A 21,835-nucleotide genomic window follows, 5' to 3' on the forward strand; every position below is an offset into this window, starting at 1 on the left:
CATGGAAATCCTTGATGCCCACCTCATACCGACGGTGGACGGGGTGGCCTACGGGCTGCTGCTGTTCGTGGTCGCCGCCGGTCTGAGTCTCGCCTTCGGCACCGCGGGCGTGCTGAATCTGTCGCACGGCACGCTGTACGCGATCGGTGCCTACACGGGGGCCGAGCTGAGTGACGGGACCTGGGGCGGCCTCGCCCTCGGGCTGGCCGCCGGAACCGCGGCGGCGTGCGCCGCCGGGGCGGGGCTGTCCGCCGCGACGGCTCCGCTCGCCCGGCGTGGGCATCTCGCGCAAGCACTGCTGACGTTCGGGCTCGCCCTGGTCGGCGGTGATCTGCTCATCCAGTTCTTCGGGGCGGACGAGCTTCCGGTACGTGTCCCCGAGGCGCTCGACACCTCGGTGATGCTGCTGGGCCACCGGTACCCCGCGTACCGGCTCGGCTTCATCGTGATGGCCGTGCTGCTCGCGGCATTCGGCACGTGGGTGCTGACCCGGACCCGCATGGGTGCGGCGGTCCGGGCCGCCACCGACGATCCGCAGATGCTCGCGACCACCGGCCACAGCCCCCGGGCGGTGCACACCGGCGTGCTTGCGGCGGCGGGTGCGCTGGCCGGTGCGGCGGGCGTGCTCGGGGCACCGATCATCGGTCCCGGGCCCGGTACGTCCGAGAACGTGCTGATGCTGTCCCTCGTGGTGGTCGTGCTCGGCGGGCTGCGCTCGCTGTGGGCGACGTTCCTCGCGGCGGTCGCCGTGGGCGAGGTGCAGACGCTGGGCATCTCGGTGGTGCCGGACCTGACGCCGTACCTGCTCTTCGCCGCGATGGCTGCGGTGCTGGTGCTCCGCTCCCGCTTCGCGGAACCGGCGACCGCGCCGGGCCCGGAGGACCCCTCCCCGGACCCGGTGGCCCGGCTCCGCCGCCGCCTCGCCGCGCAACTGCAGCGGCGGCCGCGCGGGGCGGCGGGGGCGGGCCGGACCGCTACGGCACCCGGACCGGTAGCGGACGCCGGACCGGCGGGTGAGGCGGACGACGCGAAGTCCGCGGCGGAGCTCGGCGGTTCGGTCGGTGCGATGGTCTCGCCCGGCGAGGGCAAGGGCCAGGGCAAGGATTCCCTCTCGGGTCGCGGGTGGCTTCCGCGCGGGGCCGCGTGGCGGCAGGCCGCCCCGTTGCTCGTGCTGCTCGTGGTACTGATCGCGCTGCCGGGGATGCTCGGCCCGTACAGCATCTCGCTGGCCGGTTCCGCCCTGGCTCTGGGGCTGCTCGCGGTCGGTGTCACCATCCTCACCGGCTACGCCGGACTGCCCACCCTCGGGCAGACCGCACCGTTCGCCGTCGGTGCGTACGCCACCGCGAATCTCGCGGACGCCGGGTGGACCATGGGCCCGGTCCAGATCGTCCTCTCCGCGTTCGCAGCCGCTGTCTTCTCCGTAGTGACGGGGCCTGCCGTGATCCGGGCCCGTGGCACCACCGTGCTGATGATCACGCTCGCCATCGGTGAGCTGACCGGGGCGGTCATCAACCAGTTCAAGTCGGTCACCGGCGGTGCCGACGGCCTCGTCGGCTTCCCGGCCACGCAGGCACTGTGGGGCGGGGAGGGGATGCTCGAGGAGAGCGAGCTCTACACCTACGCGCTCGTCGTCGCCGTCATCGCCGTCGCCGTCACCCTGCTCGTGCTGCGCTCCCCGGCCGGGAAGCTGCTGACCGGCACCCGGGGCGCCGAGGCGCGGATGCGCGCCTCGGGGCACTCTGTGGGGCGCTATCTGCTGGTGGCGCACATCTGCGCCGGCGCGCTGGCCGGCGTCGGCGGCTCGCTCATGGTCACCGTCCAGCAGTACCTCTCCCCCGCCGACGTCGGCTTCGAGATCGCCGCGTTCGCGCTGCTGGCGGCCGTCATCGGCGGTACGACGTCCGTGATCGGCGCCCTGATGGGGGCCGGGCTCATCGTCATCACCCGGGACTGGGTCGCCGGTTCATGGCCCGGTCACGGGCCACTGCTGCTCGGCGCGCTGTTCGTCGCCGCCGTGTACCTGCTGCCTCGCGGTCTGGCCGGCCTGCGCGGGTCCGGCCGGAGCGGGCCGGCGCCCGACGGGCCACGGCCCGAACGTCAGCTCCCGACCGCACCCACCCCGACCCACGCCGGGAAGGTCTCCCCATGACGCCCGCACCGACCGCCGCATCGGCACCTCCGGTACTGGACCTCAGCCGTCTCACCCGCAGGTACGGCAGTCTCACCGCCGTCGACGACGTCAGTCTGCGGCTCCCCGCAGGCGCCCGGCACGCCGTCATCGGCCCCAACGGCGCCGGCAAGACCACCCTGCTCAACCTCATCGCGGGTACCGACCGGCCCGACCACGGCACGATCGCCCTGGGCGGCACGGACATCACCCGTACGGCCACCGCCAGACGCAGCCGTATGGGTATCGCCCGCAGTTTCCAACAGCCTTCGGTCATATCCGAGTTGACGGTGCTGGACAACGTCGTACTGGCCGGCTGGCCGCACCACCCGAAGCGCCGCGGCGCTTGGCGCAGCCCGTCCCGCTACCGGCAGCACACCGAGTCCGCGTGCGGTCATCTGGAGGCCGTCGGCCTCGCGGACCTCGCCCATCGGCCGGCCTCCACGCTCTCCCACGGACAGCGCCGCATGCTCGACCTGGCAGCCGCACTGGCGGGCAACCCGCGCCTGCTGCTCCTGGACGAGCCGGCCGCCGGGCTGACCGACGGCGACATCGGCCGGCTGCTCGGCATCCTCGGCGGGTTGCCGGAGAGCGTCGCGATCATCCTGGTCGAGCACCATGTCGAGGTCGTCGCACAACTCGCGACGACAGTCACCGTGTTGGCGGCCGGGCATGTCCTCGTCACCGGCCCGACCCAGGAGGCGCTCGCGCACCCCGAGGTCCGCGACGCTTACCACAGCACCGGCTCGACGGCGGACAGGACCACCGGCGACGTCCCGAACGCCGGCACCTCGAACATCGTCGCGTCCACCGCCGCCCCGTCCACCACCGATCAGTCCACCACCGATCCGTCCACCACCGAAGCGAGAGGATGACCGGGCCCCCGATGCTCGAACTCACCGGCCTGACCGCGGGCTACCACGGTGGCACCGTCCTCCACGACCTCGACCTGTCGGTGCCCGCCGGCACGGTCCACGCCGTCGTCGGCCACAACGGCGCCGGCAAGACCACCCTCGTCCACACCGTCGCCGGACTGATACGTCCCGGCGCCGGCACCGTACGCCTCGACGGCAGGGACGTGACGGGGCAGCCCGCACACCGGATCGCCCGCGCCGGGATCGGCCTCGTACCGCAGGGCCGCCGCGTGTTCGCCGGGCTCACCGTCGCCGAACACCTGCGGCTGTCCTACCGTCCGCCGCGCCGCGGCGACACCACGCGCCCCAGCGTGTGGACCCCCGCGCGCGTCCTGGACCTGCTGCCCCGGCTGGGCGAGCGCCGGGGCAACCGGGGTTCGGCTCTGTCCGGAGGCGAACAGCAGATGCTGGCACTGGCCCGCGCGCTGCTCGGCTCGCCGAGCGTGCTGCTGCTCGACGAGCCGACCGAGGGCCTCGCGCCCGTGCTCGTCCAGCAGGTCCACGAGCTGGTCACCACGCTGGCGGACGAGGGCATCGCCGTACTGCTGGTGTCCCCCAGCCCGGCCCAGGCAGCCGAGTGCGCCCGTACGCTCACGGTCCTCACCTCGGGGCGGCTGACGCTGCGACTGGACGGCGCGGAAGCCCGCGCCGATGCCACCGCGCTGCACGCCGCACTCGAACTCTCGCCGACGGCAGCCTGAGACGGGAGCGGTACGGACGCGAGGGCGGTGACCGGCACACGGTCACCGCCCTCGTCGCGTTCCGGGCCTACCCGGCCTTGATGCTGTGGCCGCCGAAGCCGCTGCGCCGGTCGGAGCCCTTGTTCTGGTCCTGCCACCACACGTCGAACTCCGGCTGGCCCATGGCGGACCAGTCGGGCGTGTTCTCGACCTGTGCGCTGCCCATCCTGCGGGCGAGCGCGACCATGCCTGCTCCGACTCCGCTGCGTTGGGCGTCGTACCTCTCGAGGATCTCCTTCCAGCTGTCCCCGGCCACCCAGGCGGCCTCCAGGGCGGTGGCATCCTGGAGCGCCTTCACGCTCCCGCCGCCGATGTGCGGCCGGGCGACGCTGGCGGCGTCGCCGACGAGCACCATCCGACCCGAGGTGTAGTGCGGCACCTCGAGGTCGTAGATGGGCTGGATGAAGGTGGACTCGGCGGGGGTACGGAGCACCCTGGCCGCCCAGTACGGCGGGAAGTTGTCGGTGACCAGGGCGCGCAGGTGCGCGGTGAGTTCCGAGTTGAGCCGGCCCGGCGGCAGGGAGGTCGGGGTCCGCAGGTCGGGGTGGAGGCCGTCGCTCTGCGGGGGCGGCGTGTAGAGCACCCAGTTGAGCAGGTGCCCGCCGACGCCGTCCGGGATGCGGTAGATCATGCAGTGACCGCCGGGGAAGACGATGTTGTGCGCGTCCTGGCCGTCCGAGGGGAGGTCCGCGACGTCCGACGACGTACCGCGCCAGCCGATGTAACCGGCGTACGTCGCGTCTGCGCCGGGAAACATGGCCTCGCGGACGACGGAGCGGTACCCGTCTGCCCCGATCACGACGTCGAAGTGCTCCTGGTATCCGTCCGCGAGCCGCAGCGTCACGCCGTCGGCGTCCGGCTCCACGCCGGTGACCACCGTGCCGGGCCGGTAGAAGACCTCATCGGGGACCCGGCGGCGCAGTTCGCTCCACAGGGAGCCCCAGTTGTAGGCGCGGAAGGGGAACAGCTGCTCGCCGATGGCCCGGCCGTGGTCCACCTCGCCGTCGCGCTCTGTCCACACGCGCCGGGTCAGTGGCGCCCAGGGCATCTCGGGGGCCACGTACCCGGCGTCCCTCAGCTCGTCGTACCGGTCGCTGTGAAGGGCGATTCCCACTCCCCTGTCGCGGAGTTGGGCGTCGGCGCGCTCGAAGACAGTGATCTTCTCGGCTCCGCCGCGCGACGCGGCCAGGGCCGCGGCACACCCCGCTATGCTGCCGCCGACCACGGCGATGCTGCCTCCACGCATGACTGGCACTCCACTCACTCGGTTTCCGGTCGCCGTTCCGGGTACTGTCGCGCCTGGCATGATCGGTTGCAACTCCGCCTGAAACAACGCTCGTTGTTCCCATCCCCTGCGGTCAGGACCCGGACGGAACCCTATCGAGGAGCGCCCGGTCGACGAGCGGCGCACGGGCAGGAACGCGGGGCTGCGTCACCGACGATCCCGGATGGTCACCGCTGGGTTCAGCTCGGAAGGCCCGGCATGCTCGTCACCGTGAAGTAGCCCGGACGGCCGTTTCCGGGTTCTACAGGGCCGTGGCTCCTTCCCGAACGGTGCCGGTATTCCAGCCCCTTGAAGGGGTTCATGGTGCCGGTGCCGATGTGTACTCCCTCGGGCTTCTTCGGGCGTCTGATCAGATGGCGTCCGCGCTCACCTTCACCCGGCTGAGATCCCGTGCGGCACGATCGCCCCGTCGAATCACCCATTGAATGTGCATGCCGGGCAACCATCGGCTTCGGAAGCGTCCCAGCCGGCCAACAGGACCGCATCCTCCGACGCGGCGGGCGGGATCGTGGTTCCACACCCAGGGACAACCGCCTGTCTACAATGACTCGCCGGCGCACGCCTCATGCCCTCCTCCCCACCACACGCTGCCCAGCTCCTCACCTCGTGAATGTGCGGGAGTGTTCTCGGCGCGGTTGGGAAGGGACGGACCGACCGTAGGGATCAAGTTTCTTCATGATCTCGGAAGTCATACGGAGAACTGTATGGACGGGCTCCGACCATCGCCGTCGAGGGACTCGGGCAGGGCACACCAACCACCACACGGGCCCGGCCCGTCCGATTGCGACTCCGGTCGGCCCTTTCCAAGCAGGTCGGATCGCACGGATCCCGGTCGTGAACAGCGGGACGGGAGAGAGGAGCGCATCCATGAACAGTCCCGGTAACGACGTTGCAGGTAGACAGCCCAAGCCTCCCCTTCGATTGTCGGTCGCACTCGGCATCGTCGCTCTGGTGTTCTGCGTCGGCGGCGGCGCGGTAGTCGGCGTGCTGTGGTGGGTGGCCGACCGCGCGGAGTCGGAATTGTCGGAGCAGGAGATGAACTGCTGCTGGGAGGACGGAGCGACTCCGGTCTGGATGAGCGGCCACATGGGAATCCGCATCCCGGAGGCCGCATCCGACCGGCGTGCGGGCTACAAGGTAGGGCAGCGCTACGACACGGGGCTCCTGTCCTTTGTCCTGCCGAGCCGGGAAGCAGAGACGTACACGAACCGACTCGTGCCGGACGGCACTCAATTGATTCCGAACTCGAGTCCTGAGAAGAAGGATTACCGCCCCGCTGCCCGCTTTGCTCACCTGGGGCTGGTGGAGCCGGAGACTCTCGTCCAGGGACTGACAAGGGGCGGTGTCTGTCCTGATGAACTCACCACCCCTGAGGGGAAGTACCTTCAGCGCTGCGTCGATCTCTTCGCTCACGAGTTCAATCCAGGCACGACTCGGATATACCTCCGGTCGATCATCGAACCGTCCGTAACGCCACCCCCGACGGGCACGGAGCCGTAGGTACGCATACGCCCCGGAACCGTTCCCGGGCTGCAACTGCCACCGACCGCGGCGACGCCCCACGCTGCCACTGCTCCTCAGCAGTTCGCGTTGACCCGAGGTGCCCGTACGCTGCCTCACCGATGCAATCGGCGGGGTGGGTCGCCTCGGACGGACGCTACCGCTGGTGCTGCGCCCGCACAGGCTCGCCGGGTCGGTGATCTTGACGGTTGTAGGTGCGGTGAGGTCCGAGCCGATCGCTGGAGGCGGTGGCCGAGCGCACCACATCTCGCAGACCCGGATCCGGCACCCCTATCTGCGCCGGGCAGATGCCTGCTCGCAGCCGCGACCTGAACTCAATACGACGAACCCACGCGGAAGTGCCGGACAGATGGTCCTGGTGCCGGGTGGAACCTCAACGCCGCGCGTGGCGGATCTTCAAACGTCCGAATCCCATGGTTCCGAAGATCCGGATCCTCGGCCCGCCGGGGCGGGAGCTGCGCCGGGGCTTGTAGAACGAGTCCTTCCATCCTGTGCGCAGATCCTCGATGTCGACGATGGCGTCGCGAGGTAGCGTGATCTTGGCCCTGCCGGTGCCGAGTTGCAACTCGATGTCGACCACCGGATGCTCGATGACCGCCCGGGACAGGTCCAGGTGCACGCGTCCGAATGCGGACTCGACCTTGAGAATTCGAGGTACCCGCCATGCGCCACGCCGTTTGATCCGTCCACTCGCGGCGGCAATCGTGGACGTGGTGCCCGCCTTCTCCTCCGGGAGCGAGGCCAGAGCCGGCACGAGCTCGCTGTGCGTCCTGGCAGTGAGCGCCTTATGGAGGCGTTCGTCCAGATCTTCGTGCGGAATGTGCCCTTCCGCGTACGCCTCCTGCAGGCGCTGCACGGCCATGTCGCGGTCGTCTTCGCTGATCAGTGGCAGCGGGCCTTCCGGCAGAGAGGTCACCTTTTCACTCTACTGCCGTGCCGGCGATGCGAATGCGCCGATGTTCACAGCGGGCAAAGGATTTGATCGGGAGGCTGACCGCTCGTCATCATGGCCTTGATCGCCCAACCCGGCGAACCTATGCGGCCAGAGCGACCGTTCGGTGAAGTCCAGGGCGCCGGCGGTGCCGGCCTGCCGGGAGGCCGGGAAGGGGCACGGCTTCACGGACTCGGTGGAGGAGAACACCCCAGCGGCTCACCCCTTCAGAGCATGATGAGCAGACGTGTATTCGGCTTGAGCTTCCTGTTCACCGAACGACTCTGCACGTATACCTCCAACTGGGGATTGTTCCCCGCCTTCACGGAGACGGTCCCGTGTATACCCGTGCCGAACAGAAGGCTGCGCGCCGCGTCGCCCGTATATGCGCGGTCGGTGTCCTTCTCGACCACGATGACTTCCTTGTCGGGCTGAACCTGAACCCGGGTGCCCAACTGGTAGTAACACGATCCGCGTTCGTACGTCACGCCCGGATGCGAGTCGACGAAGGGGCGGATCTCGACCTCCCTGTCGACCTTCAGGAGTCGATACTTGTCGACCGAGACCGGCTCGAGGTTCGCCCGCACCTCGTCGACCGATATGTCCTGGCCGACGGCGAACAGGTTTTTCGTGCCGCGCACGCCCTGCTCGCGACCCCGGAGGAAGCTGGTGGCAGCAGCGCGCACGGTGCCGATCGCCTCCTCGACGCCCTCTTGGGAATCCGCGTCCCAGATAGCTATGTTTCCGGCCGGGAAACCGTAGTTCTGAGCGGTTCGCTTCGCCAGGGAGTTCGGAACGAGGATCGCCGAAGTCCAGTGGCCCGGAAGCCTGCCCATCTTCGCCGCGATCCTGTCGAGCCAGGGGCCGAGGATGGTCATGTCGCCGTCGTGCCGCCTGTCGCCTCCGGAGGCGTTCTCCTCGCCGTCCGTCACCACGATCTGCAGGAAGCTGTGCTCTCCGTACTCCTCCCAGATGTGGCCCAGGTCGTCCAGGGACTTCAGGGAGGCCTCGATGAGGGCCGTAGCACCATTGTTGACCTTGTACAGGCCCCGCATGGACGGCAGATGCTTCACGTCCATGTCCCAGACCAGGTTCTCCACCCTGTGGTCGAAGGAATAGAGGCTTATCCGGGTCTCATGGCCGAGGTTGTCCGACTCGGCTTTCAGGCCCGCCACGAACTCGTCCACGACGCGGATGAGCTGACCCTGATGCTGATGCATGGAACCCGAACAGTCCACTACCAGCGCGACGTGATTAACCTTGTGCTGGATCTTGTTGGCGGACATGTCTTTGCTCCTTCTCCGAGGCTCCCCAAGTGATGTTTCCAATCTAGGGGTAGGCACTGACAACGGAGCTTGACGGGCAATCACGCGCCTGTCGTGAGCGTGCGGTCACTGGTTCCGGTCGGTGGCTGCCGATTGCAGGGGCTTCAGAAAGCGGCTCGGTTCTCCGTTCCACGAGATCGCCAGAGCGTCCCGCGCGCGGGTCACCGCGACGAAGAGCAGCGAGCGTGCGCGCTGCAGTTCACGCTTGCGGCGAGAGCGGTCGGTGCGCTCCCACTGGTCCACCGATACCCAGGGAACCAGGCACTCGGAGACGCCCGCGATGATCATGCGCGCTGGTACCTCAGGCCCTTGAGGCGGTGCATGGTACCGATGTGTGCTCCCTCGGGCTTCTTCGGGCCTTCCGGGGTGATCTCGGTCGGCTCGATACCCCGTTGCTTCAGCCGGTAGGCGACCTGGGTGACCATGTCGTTCGTGGGGACGCAGATCGCCACCGATTCGCGGGGGACGTCGTGCCAGGCGAGCACCTGGTCGGCCACCAGGTCCAGCTCCTCCTCCCAGCTCCGCGCGGAGCGCAGGGTGGGGCGCAGGCCGTGCAGCACGGAGCGGTAGCCGGCCAGTTCGTCGGTGTTGCCGTCGAGATCGTCGTACTCCGTGCCCTCCAGGACGCCGAGTGCCGAGCGTGACGGCGTTGGCCGCCGGCTCGGCGACGACCAGGGCGGCCACGGGCGAGCCGCGCTCCGCGCGGGGTGGAGCTGAACCGCTGGGAGAACGACGTGCGCGCTTCACGCAGTGCTCGGTCGCTGGACGCCGTGGGGCCGGCGGGGGTTGTCATGAGAGCCACGGTGGCCCGGCCCTGCGCGGGTCTCCAGATCAGCGGGCCGTACGGTGGGCAGGCGTACCGGGCCCGGAGCGAACGCGTCGACGGCGGCGCAGAGGTGTGCTGAGCCGGTCGCTCGAACTCGGTACGCCTTGCAGGGACTGAGCTGAGGGTGCAAGGGCGGTTGACGAGAGCCAAAGCCCCGCTCTCCTGCCGGCTCAGTGTGATCTTGATTGTGGACCCGTTTCAGCAGGAGCGCCATCAGTGCGTACCGCCCACCAACGGCCGCCCAGCGCCCCCAGCCCTGAAGGGCTCCTTGATACGTTGGCATGCGCACGGACTTTCTGATCGCGCACGGGGGAGTTTGCTGACGCATGGCATGGGACGAGTGGGAACTGGCGAAGGCCGAGGTTGCGGCGAGCCGCGCGGCACACATGCAACTGAACCAGGCAGCCGCCTCCGGGGGCGGGGGTGGGGGCGGCCAGAAAGATCTGGTTGTCCACGACGACCAGCTGGGAAAGCTCGGCAATCTGGCCTACACGTTGCGGGAGGGGCTGCGCGTAGACGCGGATCATGCGCGCCAGAACACCTTCGACGCTTCCATCGAGCTCTTCAACGACGGCCTGGACATGGGCTCCGCGCTCACCGAGCTCCACGACGCATGGAACACCAAGGTCGGGACGCTCAAGGAAGCCTGCGCTCACATCTCCAACCATCTTGACTACTCGCGAGCGCAGCATGCCAAGGACGAAGTGCAGATCGCGACCGCAATGCGGGATGCAAAGGACGCGCCCATGACCGAGTCGCGCATACAGGACTACTGGAAGTAGACGGGGAAGCAGCATGCCAAAGGTCTCGGAACTGCTCAATCTGCGCCTCGGGAAGTTGCAGTCGGCGGTAGCCGACTGGGGGCAGATGGTCTCCAAGCTCCAGTCCCTGGCCACGGGCGAAGGCTCCGCGGGAACCGGTGACGTGAACGCCTCGGAACTCAGAGTGCAGGCGGAGAATGCCGATTGGGAAGGACAGAACGCCAGTGTCACACGGCAGTTCGTCACCAAGACCGCGGCGGAGTTCACCGATGTGGTGACCGAGGCCCGCAGCGTGCACAAGGTTCTGCAGGACTCCCACGCCGATCTCAAAAAGCACAAGGAAGACCTTCAGACCACCATCGACCGGTGGGCGAAGCGCAACGTGCACATCAATGAGAATGGTGGGGCGGTCAGCTCCGTGCCGTCCGGCGCGGCGGCCGGCACGGCAAAGATCGAGCCTGCGACCCAGGACGAGGTTGACGCGGCTGCCGCCGAGGTGGGCCGCATCCTGTCGGCGGCGGACGAGGTCGACAGGATCGCCGCACGTGCCCTGCGTAAGCACGCGGCGGGGAAGTACAACTTCAGCGATTCCGGCTACAAGGGGCTGGAGGACGCGGATCGCAAGCAGGGCATCGAGGACGCGGACGCGATGCTGAAACTCGCGGCAAAGGCCGACGGTATGACCGACGCGCAGCTGAAGCACTTCAACGAGGTCGCCGCGTACCAACGGGACAACCCGGCTTTCGCCGAACGTTTCGCGACGAAACTGGGGCCGGAGGGAACGCTCCAGTTCTGGCGCAGCCTTGCCGATCCAGGCCACGGTGACACCCCGACCGGCGACCGCGCGAAGATCCTTTCCCAGGTGCAGGACAACCTCGGCCTGACGCTGGCCACCGCGTCACACGTCGACTCGCCCGCGATGCAGCAGTGGAAGGACGGGATCATCGCCGCAGGTGATGACCGGATCAAGCATCCGGGGATCATGAGTGCCCCGTACGGATACCAGGTCATGAGCAGTCTGATGACCAAGGGGAAGTGGGACGGAGCCTTCCTCGGCGACTACGGCGAGAGTCTGATCGAGTTCGAACGCAGCAACAAGCGAGCGGGCCCGGACTGGCTCTGGGACAACCCGGGCCACGCGGCTCAGCTCGATTACCCTCCGAACACCAACAAGCCGGACAACGACCCGATCGCCGGCTTCATGGAGGCGCTGGGACACAACCCCGAAGCTTCCCTCGACTTCTTCAACGGCTCGTCCGGCCAAGGCGCCAAGGATGATCTGGACACCGTGAGCAACTGGGATTACCTGGTCGACAAGGACAGTAAAGACGCCCGTACCTGGCCGCTCGACGGCGACGGCAAGACGACCGGCTACACGAACCTCGGGCACGCCCTGGAGTCGGCGACCCTCGGGCGCCCGTACGACGCCTCGCCTCCATCGATCCCTGAGCTGGGCTCCGAGGCACAGAACGCGGCTCGCGACGAGCGGACCGAACTCATGGAGAAGGTGGTCGACCACTACAAGACCGCCGACACGATCGAGAAGCAGGACGGAATCCGCGAAAGTCTGGCCACCATGGCGGCAGGGCACATCGACAGCTTGAACTACACCATGGACAACACGGGCGGTAGTGGCGATCTTGTTGACCGGGACGGGTTGTTCGGGAAGGACGCCCATCGCCTGCGCGATTTCGGTGAGACGAGCAGCATGCAGTTCATGCGGGCCCTGGGAGCCGACGAGGATTCGCACGCGACTCTCTCCGTGGCCCAACAGGTCTATGGGGCGAGCCTCATGACGGCCCAGGGCAACGACACCGACTCCGCCGTCGCGGCCGGCCTGCACAGTGCCAAGATGCACGGCATGCTGGACGAAGCGCGCATCGAGGCCATAGGCAAGGAATTCGGGGACGAAAAGACCGCACGTAACCTGAAACTGGAACAACAGGGCGCTTGGCGTGACTTCGCCGCCGAGGCCACGATCGGCGCTGCGGTGGGTGTCACAACGGCGGCGATAGTTCCTGCTGGAGCGGTAGCCGTGGTTGCTGTTCCTCTGGCCATCGAGACCATCGGCGGCGGCGCAACCACGCAATTCGGTAACGAAACCATGCAATGGCTCAAGGACCACGAGTTCGAGAACCATGACGAAGCGGCCCAGGGCATCGACAAGGCCAAGGCTGAGGGGCGGCAGAACGCGATGGGGCCCCTCCTCAACTACGTGGAGGCACACGGTATGGAGAGCGGCGAGGTCCGCGAGCTGAGGGACAAAGCCGATGACGCGTACAACAGGGGCGGAAAGCTCACCGACACCGACGACGCCCGGGGCTGGTGACGTATGAGGACACTTGCACCTGCCCGCCTCCTCCTGATGTGCTCCTTGGCTCTCGGAGTGAGCGCATGCTCGGAAACGACGGGTGAAACAGATACGGATGCGGCGGCCGCGCAGCGCAGAGCATGCCAGGCAATGTTCGGCGCGTCCGGACTGAAACAGATAGACCGTGGGGTCGAAGGATCCGAAGAGCTGCGTTTCAAGAGCCCGGCCTCTTTGGCCGACGCCCGAACCAGCCACCATGATCAAGTCAGAAAATGGACTCCCGCGAGTAAGCCGACACCGTACGCCGAGTCGAATATGTGCATGATCCGAACCGACATCTCCACGGGGATGCGGATCGGCCTCACCTACAAACCTTCCCCCTTCCCTTTCGATACTGCTTTCGACAAAGAAATCGAGACAGGAATCGTTTTGAAGCCTCATCTGACGCAGGTCAACTCGGACGTGAAACTCGTTTACGGGGCCGATGAATACAGGGAAGCCAGATACCAGGTCTACGTGCAGTGTAAAATCCCGGGCACCCCGTCAGGGCAGGAGCGCGAAGTTCCGCTTGCGGGCGAACTGACCGACACACTCACCGCCGGCGTGAACGTTCGAGACCACCTCACGCTCCTCCTCCACTCAGCCCGCGTCATGACCAACACGCTCGACTGCCAGAACAAGCCCGTCGTGCCCCGTGCCCTGCCCGACTCAACGAAAATTTCCTGAGCCGGCCCATTAGCCACCCCGAATCACAACCTCTCACGGCGGCCGGGCAAGCCGCAGCGCTTGAAAGCGATCGTACAAATCCTGGGCGTGAGCAGCCGGAAGGGCGAGAGGGACGCACTCCACACTCCAGGTGGTGGCGGAACTGACCGATGTTCTTGAGGATGTCGACGGAGATGATGACGCGCCTGTAGTGCGTGAACGGGTTCCGCCCCGCCGGGATCTCGCGCTGGATCCGCTGGATGCCGAGGGAGTCCAGGCGTACGAGGGGGATGCAGAACCGGATCCGCAGCTCGTGCTGGAACTGCTCCAGCACGCTCTGCGGGGTGACGACGATGATGCGCTCGCCGCGTCCGCGATCAACTGGTGGGAAACACCACCCGCCGTGCGCAGCCGTTGGCATTCGTGCGTCCCCTGACTGGCGCGCAGCCGGACTTCATGACCCCACAGGGAACTTCCCTGCCCGACCACACTCCTCAGGACTGACATGACGTTCTTCGACAATCCCGTGATACCCGGCTTCAGCCCGGACCCGAGCATCTGCCGGGCCGGTGACGACTACTACGTGGCGACGTCCAGCTTCGAGTACGTACCCGGGGTGCCGCTGTGGCACAGCCGCGACTTGGTGCACTGGAGGCTGATCGGGCACGCGCTGGACCGGCCCTCGCAGTTGGACCTGCCCGACACCGCCCCGTCCTCGACAGGGGTCTACGCGCCCACGCTCCGGTACCACGGCGGGCGGTTCTGGATGATCACGACCGTGGTCGCCGGCGCGGGCAACGTCCTGGTGACCGCACAGGACCCCGCGGGACCGTGGTCGGACCCGGTGCCGGTCGGTATACCGGGCATCGACCCCGACCTGGCCTGGGACGAGGAGGGCAACTGCTGGTGCGTGTTCTCCTCGGAAGGTATCCGCGGGGTGCGCATCGACCCGATGACGGGCGAGCTGCTGAGCGAGCCGGTGGCGATGTGGTCGGGAAGCGGGCTGCAGTATCCCGAGGGGCCGCACCTGTACCGGATCGGCGACTGGTGGTACCTGCTGCTGTCGGAGGGCGGCACGGAACGCGGGCACGCATTGTCGGTGGCCCGGGCCCGCACGCCGGCAGGGCCGTTCGAACCGCACCCTGCCAACCCCGTGCTGTCCCACCGCAGTACCGGCCACCCGGTGCAGAACACCGGCCACGGCGATCTGGTGCAGGCGCACGACGGCACGTGGTGGATGGTGCTGCTGGGCACCCGGCCCCGCGGTGACACGCCGATGTACCACGGTCTGGGCCGGGAGACGTTTCTGGTGCCGGTGCGCTGGGAGGACGAGTGGCCGCTGCCGGGTCCGCTGGAGCTGCGCGCGCCTGCTCCGGAGCTGTCGCCGCATCCCTGGCCGCACGAGCCGGACCGGGACGACTTCGACTCCAGCACCCTCGCACCCTGCTGGGTGACGCTCCGACGGCACGACCCGGCGGCCGTCCGCCTCGACGAGCGGCCGGACCACCTGGTCCTGCACGCCCGCGCGGACAGCCTCGACAAGCCCGGCGCGCTCTTCGTGGGGCGGCGCCAGCGCGATCCGGACTGCAGCGCGCGCACGCTGGTCGCCGTCGACGACGGCGGTTGTGCCGGGCTCGCGGTACGTCTGGACGAGGCTCACCACTACCAGGTGGAGACGGGCGACGGCACGGTCCGCGCCGTCGCCAGGATCGGCCCGCTGCGCCACACCGTCGCCGAACAGAGCCTGCCGCCCGGCCCCGTGACCCTGCGGATCGACGTCACCACCAAGGACGTCCTGCCGCCCACGGTCACCGTCCGCGACACAAATCCGGAGGCCCCTGCCCCGCCCGGACTGCGCGTAGGCGGCCCCGACACCCTCCGCCTCGGGTACGAGACGGCCGACGGCGCCTTCGAGGTCCTGGCCGAACTCGACGGCCGCTACCTCACCACCGAGGTCGCAGGCGGCTTCACCGGCCGCGTCATCGGCATGTATGCCACCCGCGGCAGCGCGGCCTTCGACTGGTTCGAGCTGCGGCCTGCCTGACGGGCGCCGCCCCTCCGCGGCCCTGCTTCCGCCACGATGGGACCAGGTCGCAGTGGGGCGGCCGGACGACGCCGGCGCGAGCGTCCGTAGGTCCATGGCACCCGGTCGACAAGAGAACGAACTCTCCGATGGGGGCCTAAGGCATCGTCCAGGCGATTCCTGCCTTCAGCTACTGCACCGGCACAGGTCAAACCGAGTCTGTGTCCGCGACATGCTGCCCGCTCCGTGGGCCCGCCCGTTTCCGCCCGGCCGGGCGGGCGCAGCCCCGTGGGCAGGGCCACCTTGAGTGGGCACAGCCCTGTCACAGCTGGCGGACAGCCCATTCCGTGCCGGCGCACCTAGTGTGCGCGGTATGCGCGACAACAGGATCGACAGGCGAAAAGTCCTGGTCATCGGAGGTGCGGCGGCCGGTGCGGCAGGGCTGGCCCTCGCGGGCTGCGGCAGCTCGGACGGATCGACCTCCGACACGGGGAGCACCTCGTCCGGGTCCGGGCAGTGCGTCCTCATGTCCAGCGTCACCGAGGGTCCGTACTACCTGGACAACGCCCTGGTGCGGAAGGACATCACCGACGGCAAGAAGGGCGTGAAGCTCACGGTCAGGCTGACCGTGCAGGACACCACCGAGTCCTGCGATCCGGTCTCCGGAGCCGCGGTGGAGATCTGGCATTGCGACGCCTGGGGCTACTACTCCGGCTACACCACAGCCAGCCCGGGAGGCGAAGCTCCCGCCGAGAGCGAGGACACCAGCGGCGCGGACGACAAGACGTATCTGCGCGGTTACCAGATCGCGGGCGACGACGGGGTCGTGGAGTTCACCACCGTCTATCCCGGCTGGTACACCCCGCGTGTCACCCACATCCACCTCAAGGTGCACACAGGTGGCCGGAAGGAGGACGGCACCTACGAGGGCGGCAAGGTCAACTACACCGGTCAGCTGTTCTTCGAAGACGCCTACGGTGACGTGGTCCACCGGCTCTCCCCGTACTCACAGCACACCGGTACACCCACCAGGCTCGACGACGACATGGTCTACGGCGGGGGCGGTGCCAAGGACGGACTGATGACGATCACCGGTGACCCCACCAAGGGATACGTCGGCACGCTCACGGTCGGCATCGACCCTGACGCGGAGAACACCGGGGCCGGCGGCGGAAACGGCGGCGGCGGTGAACCGCCGAGCGGTCCTCCGCCGACCGGCGCTCCGAGCGGCGCTCCGAGCAATGCCTCGTAACGACCTTGCCGGGGCGGCCGTCAGCGCCCTGGTCGAGGCGGTGGAGATCACCCCGAAGCCGGGCCTGAGGGACGGCCGGGGACCCGGCACCGGTCCCGGCCGCATGGACCTGGCCACGGCCCGTTGGGCGGCCAAGGCGCTCCACCCCGGCCTCGCCGCGATGGCCGCCTCAGCCCGCCGCAGCGGCACGCCCAGTCGCGAACTACGCATGGAGCTGGGGGCGATCGGTCGTGCCACCGAACGGTCCGCGCGGCTCGCGGCCTGCGGCACCGCCGTGCACCGCGGTGCCGTATGGACGCTCGGGCTGCTGGTCGCGGCAGCCGCCCTGGAGCCGCACGACATCCCGGGAACCGCCAAGACCCTTGCTGCGCTGCCCGACCGGGGCGCCCCGCGCCGCCCGACGGTCGGCTCCAGCGTCGCCGCAAAATACGGGGCAGCGGGCGCCAAGGGGGAGGCAAGGGCCGGATTCCCGCATGCCAGACGGGCGTTGAGTACCCTGCGCACCAAGGGAAACGACGCACGCCTCGACGCGCTGATCGGCATCATGAGCACGCTCCAGGACACGGGCCCGCTGTACACGGCGGGACCCGCGGGGCTGCGGCTGGTGCAGGCAGGTGCCCGTGCCGTCCTCGAAGCCGGCGGCACCGGCACCGATGCGGGACGCGAGGCCCTCGCCGTACTGGAAGGGGACCTGCGACGGCACCAGCTGCGGGCGGGCGGCAGCGAACCGCTGCTCGCGGCCGCCCTCTTCCTCGACCGCCTCGACCGGTAGGGCTCTGTTACGTGTCCGGGCACGTGTTCGCGATGCTTGTCGCCGGGTCCGGGTCCGGGTCCGGGCGCCGAATGATGCTCACGAAGACATCGGGGCCTCGCTGATATCCCCAGACGTGTATGTGTACTCAACCATGTGTACTCAACCATGAGGGAGAACGGTATGGAGCCATCAGAACTCCGCCGCGCAGTTGAGGCAGGGCGGACGACCGCTTCGGAGCTGGGCCTTCAGGTCGACGATGCGATCGTCATCCACAACTCCGACCGCGTCGCGCTGCGCCTGGTCCCTTGCGATGTTCTGGCTCGGGTCGCGCCTTCGGGGCATCTGGCTGATTCCGCGTTCGAAGTAGAGGTTGCTCGCCGTCTCACCGACGTCGATGCTCCGGTGGCCGAGCTCGACCCTCGGGTCGAGCACCGGATCTACCTCCGTGACGCCTTCGCCGTCTCGCTCTGGACCTACTACGAACCTGTGGGACCGGAGATCGCGCCGGCCGACTACGCAGACGTGCTCCTGCGGCACCATGCCGCCCTGCGCCAGATCGATCTGGACGCACCGCATTTCACCGATCGAGTCGCTGTGGCACTGAGAGAGGTGAACGACCGGGAGCGGTCCCCCGAACTACCCGGTTCCGACCGGGAACTCCTCAGCAGCACACTCGGTGGACTGAGCGCCGCGATCAGCATCGACAGAGCGGGCGACCAGTTGTTGCACGGCGAGCCGCATCCGGGCAACCTCCTGAACACGAGGAGAGGGCCGCTTTTCGTAGACCTCGCCACGTCCTGCCGTGGGCCGATCGAGTTCGACCTCGGTCATGCGCCCGAAGAAGTGGGAAAGCACTACGCGGGGGCTGACCACGACCTGATTCACCGGTGCCGCGCCCTGAACTGGGCGATGTTCTCGGCCTGGCGCTGGCGCCGGGACGACCACATGCCTGACCGGGACCACTGGAGAGCGGAGGGGCTCAACCAGGTTCGTGCTGCACTCGATCGCCGCGGACCGGGCTGAACTCGAGACGGAGCGGCTGCTGGGTCCCGATCCGCTGCACCGTGTGCGGTATCCCGACACGGTGCAGCGGTCGAACTCGGCCGACTCGAGGGGACAGACGGCCAGGAGCCAGGGCTGGACCGGAGCCGTCACCAGCACGATCTGAGACCTTTGCCGAACCCGGGCGGTTCACAGCGGCACGGATGGAGGACGAGATGTTGCCGCCCCGCCCACTCGAAGAAATGCTGAGCCGAACGTCACCGGGTGTCGACGAGCGCGGACGGAACCGCGCCGGTCCCCGTCGACGGAGGGAGCAGTGCCATGAGGGTCATGCTGCGAGCGCACTTGGACACACAGATCTCGAACGAAGCGGTCAGGAACGGCACCCTGCAGAAGATCATGCAGTCGATGGCCGAACAGCTCAAGCCGGAGGCGGCCTACTTCGGCCCCAGCGAGGGCGGGCGAAGCTGCACGTTTGTCTTCGACATGCAGGACAGCTCACAGCTGCCCACCATCGCGGAGCCGCTCTTCGAGGGACTCGGCGCGAAGATCGAGATCCAGCCGGTGATGAACACCGAGGACCTGCAGAAGGGCCTCGCCGCAGTCCAGCGGGGCTGACGATCCGCCCTGCCGGGCCCGCTCGGATCGCAGTGCAGCCTCGGCTATCCCGATGCCTCGCCCGGCATCGGGATGACACCCAGTTGCTGAAGGAAGCCGAGGAGGTCCTTGTCCGACCACTTTTCGGCGAGCTTGCCGTTCTCGATGCGATGGATGACCGTCCCCGTCATCGTGAGCGACTTACCGGTGGCAGGGATGCCCGGGAGGTCCCTCTCGTGCACTCCACGAGCCGTCAGCCGAGTCACGACCTTGTCGTCCTCCGCGATCTGGTCCTCGATCTCGTGGGTTCCGGGTGTGGCGTCCCAGAACAGGCGGAACGCCTGCTTGAGCCCCTCGCGACCGGAGGCCAGCCCCGGAAACGGTGGCGGCGAGTGGTCCTTGTAGTCCTCGGCCACGAGTTCGTCCATGGCATCCAGGTTGCCCTCGTCGATCTCCTGGTAGAAGCGGCGAACCAGCCTCTTGTTCTCCTCGGTGGACACAGGAACCCTCTCTGCGTACGTGCTTCACGCCGGAACGGCGCACACGGCCGGAATTGTCACCCTCGGGTCACGTGCAGGCGCCGGGGCGCGCCAGGCCACTGCGGACGTTCACTCAGAAGCCGCTGCCGGACCGATCACAGCGGACCTGAGTTCAGCCCGGCGTGATCCACACGAGAGTTCCTGGTCCTGGTCGAGCCAGGCGGTCGGACGCGCTTCACGGTCCTGGAGTTGGGCGGCAGACACGTACTCCCCGGCGTGCGCGCGGGTGTCGGGCCGCCCGGGCCGTAGTTGAGCGCCGGTGTGCCGGGCGTCGCGGAACGGGCCACGTCCGTCCAGCCCGGCTCGGGGCGCGGCGTTGCCTCCGGAGCGTCGACGAGTCCGTTGTCCTGTGGGGTTCCGGGCACGGGCTGTCGAGCGCCGCCCGTGTGCCCGGGACGAACCTCGGTGGCGGCTCCGGCTCGCAGGACTGCACCATCCGGGAATTGCTCGCCGCCGGGGACGTCAACGGTGACGGCTACGAGGACGTCGTGGCCGGTGCGCCCCGGTCATGGGCGCACCCCGGGAAAAGCGCGGAGCAGGTATTCCTCGTCCGGGGCGGGCCGGACGGCCTGACCGGCAGGGGCACCCACCAGCTCGACCCGCGCGATGTCCACGCCGTTCCGGACGAGGACAACAATTCGGGGCTGCCGTACGCCTCATGGACATGAACGGCGACGGCCGAGCCGACCTGGCGGTCTCTGCACCGGGGGACGACAAGGGCCGCGGCTCCACCTGGCTGCTGCCCGGCTCGGCAGACGGTCTGTCCACCCGCGGCGTGACCCACCTGCGCGCGGCCTCCCGCCAGTGACCTGGGCGCCAGGTCCGCAGCGGACCGCTCTCGTATGGTAAATGGATAGGTATACGAGAGAGCGCATAAGAGAGAAGGCGACTATGGCTGAAAAGACGTCCCGGGACCCCGAGGGCTTCGCGGTGCACACCGCCCCGGTGGGGCTGTCGGACGACGGGCGGGACGACTTCACCGTGCTGGCCTCGACCGTCCCGGCTCGGATCAGCGCAGTGTTCACCAAGTCCCGGTTCTCGGGGCCCAGCGTGGTGCTCAGCCGGGCCGCCGCCGCCGACGGCCGGGCGCGCGGTGTCGTCGTACTGGCACGCAACGCGAACGTCGCCACCGGCTCCGAGGGTGACCGGAACGCCCGCGAGGTGCGCGACTCGGTGGCCGCGGCTACAGGGCTCCCGGCGGACGAACTGCTGATCGCCTCCACCGGGGTGATCGGCCTGCTGTATCCGATGGAGCAGATCCGCGCTCACATCAAGACGCTCTCCTGGCCGTTCCCCGACGGCGGGTTCGACCGGGCGGCCCGGGCCATCATGACCACGGACACCCGGCCCAAGGAGTTCCGGGTGCGGTGCGGTTCGGCGACACTGGTGGGCATCGCCAAGGGTGTCGGGATGCTGGAGCCGGACATGGCCACCCTGCTGACGTTCTTCGCCACGGACGCCCGGCTGGAGCAGTCGGAGCAGGACCGGATCTTCCGGAGCGTCATGGACCGTACGTTCAACGCGGTGTCCATCGACACGGACACGTCCACCAGTGACACCGCGGTGCTCTTCGCCAACGGACTGGCCGGCGAGGTCGATCCGGCGGAGTTCGAGGAGGCGCTGTACGAGGTGGCGCTCGCACTTGTGAAGAACATCGCCAGTGACGGCGAGGGCGCGAGCAAGCTCATCGAGGTGCGGGTCAGCGGGGCGCGGGACATCGCCCAGGCCAAGCGGGTGGGCAAGAGCGTGGTCAACTCCCCCTTGGTCAAGACAGCCGTGCACGGCAGCGACCCCAACTGGGGGCGGGTGACGATGGCGATCGGGAAGTGCACGGACGACACCGACATCCTCCCGGAGAACGTCACCGTCCGCTTCGGCGGGACCGACGTCTACCCGCAGCGCACCGGAGGTCCCGGTGACAGCGAACTCCGGGCCGCGGTCGCCGAGCACATGCGGGGCGAGGAGGTCGTGATCGGTGTCGGTCTGGGCATCGGCACCAGTGAATTCACCGTTTACGGCTGCGATCTGACGGAAGGTTATGTCCGGCTGAACTCCGAGTACACGACCTGATCCACAGCAGGGCGTAAGCGCTTACCCAAAGCGATCAGACCCGAACAACTGCGCACAGACCCCGAGATCCGCCCCGGAATGCCGCGGAGCCAGACGCTCCACCGGTGTC

General features: G+C 68.4%; 21 protein-coding genes and 1 pseudogene. 15 read left to right on the forward strand and 7 right to left on the reverse strand.

Annotation, left to right across the window (positions count from 1 at the left end; translation table 11 throughout):
- The first annotated feature begins 1 nt into the window (after position 1).
- From ACFWBQ_RS08260 to ACFWBQ_RS08270, 3 genes are read left to right on the forward strand one after another with little or no spacing between them, the layout of a single operon-like run.
- Positions 2-2,152 (forward strand): branched-chain amino acid ABC transporter permease, encoded by a 2,151-nt coding sequence (locus tag ACFWBQ_RS08260; protein ID WP_385485397.1) that lies wholly within the window; start codon positions 2-4, stop codon positions 2,150-2,152.
- Positions 2,149-3,045 (forward strand): ABC transporter ATP-binding protein, encoded by an 897-nt coding sequence (locus ACFWBQ_RS08265; protein WP_385485399.1) that lies wholly within the window; start codon positions 2,149-2,151, stop codon positions 3,043-3,045. The genes ACFWBQ_RS08260 and ACFWBQ_RS08265 overlap by 4 nt, the downstream gene beginning before the upstream one ends.
- Before the next feature lie 11 nt (positions 3,046-3,056).
- On the forward strand, positions 3,057-3,785 hold the full coding sequence (locus tag ACFWBQ_RS08270; RefSeq protein ID WP_385485401.1) for an ABC transporter ATP-binding protein: 729 nt from the start codon (positions 3,057-3,059) through the stop codon (positions 3,783-3,785).
- A gap of 67 nt (positions 3,786-3,852) precedes the next feature.
- On the opposite strand, the gene ACFWBQ_RS08275 is transcribed toward ACFWBQ_RS08270, so the two are convergent.
- Positions 3,853-5,070, reverse strand: coding sequence for an FAD-dependent monooxygenase (locus ACFWBQ_RS08275; protein WP_385485403.1), 1,218 nt, complete (start codon positions 5,068-5,070; stop codon positions 3,853-3,855).
- Between the two features lie 873 nt (positions 5,071-5,943).
- Here ACFWBQ_RS08275 and ACFWBQ_RS08280 point away from each other — a divergent pair.
- The gene (locus ACFWBQ_RS08280; RefSeq protein WP_385485405.1) at positions 5,944-6,609 is read left to right on the forward strand and encodes a hypothetical protein; all 666 of its coding nucleotides are present in this window, start codon (positions 5,944-5,946) and stop codon (positions 6,607-6,609) included.
- A gap of 394 nt (positions 6,610-7,003) precedes the next feature.
- Here the strand turns inward: ACFWBQ_RS08280 and ACFWBQ_RS08285 are convergent, their stop codons facing one another.
- The 4 genes from ACFWBQ_RS08285 to ACFWBQ_RS08300 form a co-directional block, all read right to left on the reverse strand.
- The gene (locus tag ACFWBQ_RS08285; RefSeq protein ID WP_385485407.1) at positions 7,004-7,546 is read right to left on the reverse strand and encodes a DUF1707 domain-containing protein; all 543 of its coding nucleotides are present in this window, start codon (positions 7,544-7,546) and stop codon (positions 7,004-7,006) included.
- Between the two features lie 242 nt (positions 7,547-7,788).
- Positions 7,789-8,847 carry a VWA domain-containing protein gene (locus tag ACFWBQ_RS08290; RefSeq protein ID WP_385485409.1) on the reverse strand — a complete coding sequence of 353 codons (1,059 nt, stop codon included), beginning with the start codon at positions 8,845-8,847 and terminating at the stop codon, positions 7,789-7,791.
- A 105-nt stretch (positions 8,848-8,952) separates the two neighbouring features.
- Positions 8,953-9,174: a hypothetical protein gene (locus tag ACFWBQ_RS08295; RefSeq protein ID WP_385485411.1), complete on the reverse strand. Its 222-nt coding sequence runs from the start codon at positions 9,172-9,174 to the stop codon at positions 8,953-8,955.
- Positions 9,171-9,446, reverse strand: coding sequence for a hypothetical protein (locus tag ACFWBQ_RS08300; protein ID WP_385485413.1), 276 nt, complete (start codon positions 9,444-9,446; stop codon positions 9,171-9,173). The genes ACFWBQ_RS08295 and ACFWBQ_RS08300 overlap by 4 nt, the downstream gene beginning before the upstream one ends.
- 592 nt (positions 9,447-10,038) lie before the next feature.
- Between ACFWBQ_RS08300 and ACFWBQ_RS08305 the strand changes: the two genes are divergently transcribed.
- From ACFWBQ_RS08305 to ACFWBQ_RS08315, 3 genes are all read left to right on the forward strand, one after another.
- The gene (locus ACFWBQ_RS08305; RefSeq protein WP_385485415.1) at positions 10,039-10,494 is read left to right on the forward strand and encodes a hypothetical protein; all 456 of its coding nucleotides are present in this window, start codon (positions 10,039-10,041) and stop codon (positions 10,492-10,494) included.
- Between the two features lie 142 nt (positions 10,495-10,636).
- Positions 10,637-12,802, forward strand: a complete 2,166-nt coding sequence (locus ACFWBQ_RS08310; protein ID WP_385485417.1) for a hypothetical protein — start codon at positions 10,637-10,639, stop codon at positions 12,800-12,802.
- 57 nt (positions 12,803-12,859) lie between these two features.
- Complete coding sequence (locus ACFWBQ_RS08315) at positions 12,860-13,510, forward strand: hypothetical protein (RefSeq protein ID WP_385485419.1); 651 nt, start codon at positions 12,860-12,862, stop codon at positions 13,508-13,510.
- A 124-nt stretch (positions 13,511-13,634) separates the two neighbouring features.
- Here ACFWBQ_RS08315 and ACFWBQ_RS08320 read toward each other — a convergent pair.
- Positions 13,635-13,871, reverse strand: a pseudogene (locus ACFWBQ_RS08320) (hypothetical protein); the annotation flags it as partial.
- A 123-nt stretch (positions 13,872-13,994) separates the two neighbouring features.
- Between ACFWBQ_RS08320 and ACFWBQ_RS08325 the strand changes: the two are divergent.
- The 5 genes from ACFWBQ_RS08325 (at position 13,995) to ACFWBQ_RS08345 (ending at position 19,138) form a co-directional block, all read left to right on the forward strand.
- On the forward strand, positions 13,995-15,533 hold the full coding sequence (locus ACFWBQ_RS08325; RefSeq protein WP_385485421.1) for a glycoside hydrolase family 43 protein: 1,539 nt from the start codon (positions 13,995-13,997) through the stop codon (positions 15,531-15,533).
- Between the two features lie 352 nt (positions 15,534-15,885).
- Positions 15,886-16,764 carry an intradiol ring-cleavage dioxygenase gene (locus ACFWBQ_RS08330; protein ID WP_385485423.1) on the forward strand — a complete coding sequence of 293 codons (879 nt, stop codon included), beginning with the start codon at positions 15,886-15,888 and terminating at the stop codon, positions 16,762-16,764.
- Complete coding sequence (locus tag ACFWBQ_RS08335; protein ID WP_385485425.1) at positions 16,754-17,536, forward strand: triphosphoribosyl-dephospho-CoA synthase; 783 nt, start codon at positions 16,754-16,756, stop codon at positions 17,534-17,536. Before ACFWBQ_RS08330 ends, ACFWBQ_RS08335 begins: the two co-directional genes overlap by 11 nt.
- Positions 17,537-17,698: 162 nt before the next feature.
- Positions 17,699-18,541, forward strand: coding sequence for an aminoglycoside phosphotransferase family protein (locus tag ACFWBQ_RS08340; protein ID WP_385485427.1), 843 nt, complete (start codon positions 17,699-17,701; stop codon positions 18,539-18,541).
- 300 nt (positions 18,542-18,841) lie between these two features.
- The gene (locus ACFWBQ_RS08345) at positions 18,842-19,138 is read left to right on the forward strand and encodes a DUF3303 family protein (RefSeq protein ID WP_385485429.1); all 297 of its coding nucleotides are present in this window, start codon (positions 18,842-18,844) and stop codon (positions 19,136-19,138) included.
- A gap of 44 nt (positions 19,139-19,182) precedes the next feature.
- On the opposite strand, the gene ACFWBQ_RS08350 is transcribed toward ACFWBQ_RS08345, so the two are convergent.
- Complete coding sequence (locus ACFWBQ_RS08350; protein WP_385485431.1) at positions 19,183-19,617, reverse strand: ester cyclase; 435 nt, start codon at positions 19,615-19,617, stop codon at positions 19,183-19,185.
- 425 nt (positions 19,618-20,042) lie between these two features.
- Here ACFWBQ_RS08350 and ACFWBQ_RS08355 point away from each other — a divergent pair, with 425 nt between their 5' ends.
- The 3 genes from ACFWBQ_RS08355 (at position 20,043) to argJ (ending at position 21,726) form a co-directional block, all read left to right on the forward strand.
- Entirely contained in the window at positions 20,043-20,324 is a 282-nt protein-coding gene (locus tag ACFWBQ_RS08355; protein ID WP_385485433.1) for an integrin alpha, read from the forward strand.
- Positions 20,315-20,464: an FG-GAP repeat protein gene (locus tag ACFWBQ_RS08360; RefSeq protein ID WP_385485435.1), complete on the forward strand. Its 150-nt coding sequence runs from the start codon at positions 20,315-20,317 to the stop codon at positions 20,462-20,464. Before ACFWBQ_RS08355 ends, ACFWBQ_RS08360 begins: the two co-directional genes overlap by 10 nt.
- Before the next feature lie 83 nt (positions 20,465-20,547).
- Positions 20,548-21,726 carry a bifunctional glutamate N-acetyltransferase/amino-acid acetyltransferase ArgJ gene (gene argJ, locus ACFWBQ_RS08365; RefSeq protein WP_385485437.1) on the forward strand — a complete coding sequence of 393 codons (1,179 nt, stop codon included), beginning with the start codon at positions 20,548-20,550 and terminating at the stop codon, positions 21,724-21,726.
- The last annotated feature ends 109 nt before the right edge of the window (positions 21,727-21,835 follow it).

The organism is Streptomyces sp. NPDC060035 (genome assembly GCF_042736635.1).
In the GTDB taxonomy this organism is placed as follows: Bacteria; Actinomycetota; Actinomycetes; order Streptomycetales; family Streptomycetaceae; genus Streptomyces.